General features: G+C 75.4%; 4 protein-coding genes and 1 tRNA gene. 4 read left to right on the top strand and 1 reads right to left on the bottom strand.

The features are described 5' to 3' along the window. The first annotated feature begins 83 nt into the window (after nucleotides 1–83). The 3 genes from VER05_RS15125 (at nucleotide 84) to VER05_RS15115 (ending at nucleotide 2452) form a co-directional block, all read left to right on the top strand. The gene (locus VER05_RS15125; protein WP_324846162.1) at nucleotides 84–947 is read left to right on the top strand and encodes a DsbA family protein; all 864 of its coding nucleotides are present in this window, start codon (nucleotides 84–86) and stop codon (nucleotides 945–947) included. Between the two features lie 88 nt (nucleotides 948–1035). Beyond that, nucleotides 1036–2319, top strand: coding sequence for an MFS transporter (locus VER05_RS15120; RefSeq protein ID WP_324846161.1), 1284 nt, complete (start codon nucleotides 1036–1038; stop codon nucleotides 2317–2319). 59 nt (nucleotides 2320–2378) lie between these two features. Beyond that, nucleotides 2379–2452: transfer RNA gene (locus VER05_RS15115), tRNA-Thr, on the top strand. A gap of 5 nt (nucleotides 2453–2457) precedes the next feature. On the opposite strand, the gene atpC is transcribed toward VER05_RS15115, so the two are convergent. Further along, entirely contained in the window at nucleotides 2458–2754 is a 297-nt protein-coding gene (atpC, locus tag VER05_RS15110) for an ATP synthase F1 subunit epsilon (protein WP_324846160.1), read from the bottom strand. A gap of 153 nt (nucleotides 2755–2907) precedes the next feature. On the opposite strand from atpC, the gene VER05_RS15105 reads away from it, so the two are divergent. Beyond that, a partial coding sequence (locus VER05_RS15105; RefSeq protein ID WP_324846159.1) for a DUF4259 domain-containing protein occupies nucleotides 2908–3281 on the top strand: 374 nt, incomplete at its 3' end.

The raw sequence follows: 3281 nt of genomic DNA, 5'->3' as shown, positions 1-3281 counted from the left end.
CGCGCCCTGCACCCGCACCGGGGTCCGCCCGCGGCGCTCGCCTGAGCCACCGCAGCAGACCCGACCGAAGGAGAGCAGGACAGATGAGCACCACCCCGACCCCCGGCAAGGGCCGGCCGTCGAAGAACGACCGGCGCGACGCCGCCCGCGAGCAGGCGCGCGCCCTCCGCGAGCAGCAGGCCAAGCGCGACCGGCGGAACAAGGTCCTGGGCATCAGCATGCTGTCCGTCGCGGTCCTCGCGCTGGTCGGCGTGGTGATCTTCCTCCTCACGAAGGCGGGCGGCAGCACCGACGAGGCCCTGCCGGACTACCCCGACACCCCGCTGAGCGAGGTGACCGACGTGCCGAGCACGGCGCTGCCGGAGGGCGGCATCCCGGTCAGCGCGGAGGGCGTGGGCGGGGCCGTCGACGACAGCGTCAGCCGCGTCGACGTCTACCTCGACTACATGTGCCCCGCCTGCGGCGCGTTCGAGGAGGTCAACGGCGACAACCTCATCTCGCTCGCGTCCGAGGGCGCCGCCACCGTCGTCTACCACCCGATCGCGATCCTCAACCGGTACTCGAACGGCACCGGGTACTCGACCCGCGCGGCCTCCGCGGCGGCGCTGGTCGCCGACGAGGCGCCGGACCAGTTCGCCGCGTTCAGCGAGCAGCTGTTCGCCGGCCAGCCGGACGAGGGCACGGACGGCCTGACCAACGCCGAGATCGCCGACATCGCGCGCGACGCGGGCGTGGCCGGCAGCATCGCCGACGACATCGCCGACGGCAGCGCCCTCGACCGGTTCGGGCAGTGGGTGACCTCCGCGACCAACGAGGTCACCGCGAACCCGGACCTGGTGAACGAGCAGACCGGCAGCTTCGGCACGCCGACCATCACCATCGACGGCGTGATCTGGACCGAGAACTGGACCGACCCGAACGCCCTGCTGCAGGCGGTCGGCTCCTGACGGCCTGACCCGCGCCGCCGTCGGCGGGCGGGTCCCGGACCCCGGGACCCGCCCGCCGATCGCTGTAGACCGCACGTAGACTCCGGCGGTGCCCTCCCTGCTCGTCGACGTGACCCCGCTGCGCGTCAGCCCCGAGTTCCGCCGGCTGTGGTGGGGCCTGTCGGTCGCCAACCTCGGCGCCCAGCTCACCGTCGTCGCGGTCGGGCTGCAGGTCTACGAGATGACCCGCTCGACCTTCGCGGTCGGCGTCGTCGGGCTGTGCGCGCTGGTGCCGCTCGTGGTGTTCGGGCTGTACGGCGGGGCGATCGTGGACCACGCCGACCGCCGCAAGGTCGCCCTGGTCGCCTCGGCGGTCAGCTGGGTCGCCACCGTCGGCCTCGCGATCCAGGGCTGGTCCGACAACACCCACGTCGGGGTCCTGTACGCGCTGGTGGCGCTGCAGTCCGGGGCGGGCGCGGTGAACAGCCCCGCGCGGTCGGCCATCATCCCGCGGCTGCTCGAGCCCCGGCTGATGCCCGCGGCCAACGCCCTGCAGACCGTCGGCTGGAACGTCGCCCTCACGCTCGGGCCGCTGCTCGGCGCCGGGCTGGTGGCGCTGCTCGACTACGGGATCGTCTACACGCTCGACGCCCTGCTGTTCACGTTCGCGTTCACGGCGCTGCTCCGGCTGCCGCCGATCCTCCCCGAGCCGTCGGAGACCCGCCGGTCGCGGGCCGGCCTGGCGTCGGTGCTCGACGGGCTGCGCTACCTGGGGACCCGCCCGAACGTCCGCATGACGTTCCTGGTCGACCTGGTCGCGATGATCACCTCGTCGCCCCGGGTGCTGTTCCCGGCCGTCGGCCTCGTCTACCTGGGCGGCGGCGAGACGACGGCGGGCGTCCTGACGGCGGCGGTCGCCGCGGGCGCGATGCTCGCGGGCCTGTTCTCCGGCGGGCTGGCCCGGGTGCGCTGGCAGGGCCGGATCATCGTCGTGGCCATCACGATCTGGGGCCTCGCGGTCGCGGCCTTCGGCGCGGTGCTCGTCGCGGCCGGTCGCTCGGAGCCCGACCACGTGCTGTGGGCCGCGCTCGCGCTGGCGGTCGTCACGCTGGCCGCCGCGGGCGCCGCCGACGCGGTGAGCGCCGTGTTCCGGCAGACGATCCTGCAGACCGCGACCCCGGACGACATGCGCGGGCGGCTGCAGGGCGTGTTCGTCGTGGTCGTCGCGGGCGGGCCGCGGCTCGGCGAGCTGCTGCTCGGCTGGGCGTCGGGCGCGCTCGGCGAGGGCGGCGCGGCCGTCGTGGGCGGCCTCGCGTGCGTGCTGATCCTGTGGGTGCTGGTGCGCGCCCAGCGCGGGTTCTGGCGGTACGACGCGCTGGACCCGCAGCCCTGAGCCGGGGGCGCCGCGGGGTGGCCGCTAGGCTGGGCGCCGCGCTCCCGCGGGGGCGCGCCGCCTCCTTAGCTCAGCTGGCCAGAGCAGCTGTCTTGTAAACAGCAGGTCGTCGGTTCGAATCCGACAGGGGGCTCCGCCTCAGGCGAGCGCGTCGACCAGCACGGTCACGTCGTCGTCGTCCACCACCACGAACCCGCCCGTGATCGCGAGCTCCCGCGGCTCCCCGGCGACCGGGCGCAGCCGCACCGTGCCGCGCACCAGGACCGCCGCGACCGGCTCGTGCCGGGCCAGGATCCCGAGCGCCCCGGCCTGCGACGGCACGGTCACGGAGCGCACCGGCCCCTCCCACGCCACCCCGTCGGGGGTCACGACCTGGACGGACACGGTCCGCACGCCCGCGGCGGGCGCGGGCGTGACGGGGACGTCGGCGGACACGATCGGCACTCCTCCGTGGCGGCTGGGTCGGTCCCCCGAGTCTCCCCGGCGGGCGGGACGGGCCCTCGCACCGAGGTCCCAGGCGCCCGGGCGGCCGGTCGTGTACCGCGGGGCGGCCGTCACGCGGGTCGGCGCCTCGCTAGAGTCGCCGGCATGGGGACCTGGGGCGTGGGGCCGTTCGACAGCGACGGCGCGGGCGACCTGCTCGCGATGATCCGGCACGGCGGGTTCACCTTCGCCGAGGTCGACCCGTACTTCGAGGACGACGAGTACGTCGAGGCCGACGGCGGCCAGGCGGCGCTCGCGCTCGTGGAGCTCGCGCTGGCCGTGCACGGCGCCCCGCACGCCGCGGTGCCCGACGAGGAGACGCTGGTCCCGGCGTTCGCGCCGCACCTCACGCCGGACCGGACCCGCTGGCTGCTCGAGCAGGCGGAGCGGGTGCTCGCGGACCCGGACACGTCCGAGCTGTACGAGCTGTGGACCGAGCCCGGCGCCGACGCGTGGCTCGCGGGCGCCCGGTCGTCGGT

It is taken from the genome of Cellulomonas sp. (assembly GCF_035634735.1).
Taxonomy (GTDB): domain Bacteria; phylum Actinomycetota; class Actinomycetes; order Actinomycetales; family Cellulomonadaceae; genus Cellulomonas.
The sequence above is the reverse complement of the archived record's forward strand: the minus strand, read 5'-3'. Positions and strand labels throughout refer to the sequence as shown.

What these genes read in the sequence shown, in the direction of transcription:
- VER05_RS15125 (WP_324846162.1), top strand. Translation starts at nt 84, where the DNA reads ATGAGCACCACCCCGACCCCCGGCAAGGGCCGGCCGTCGAAGAACGAC.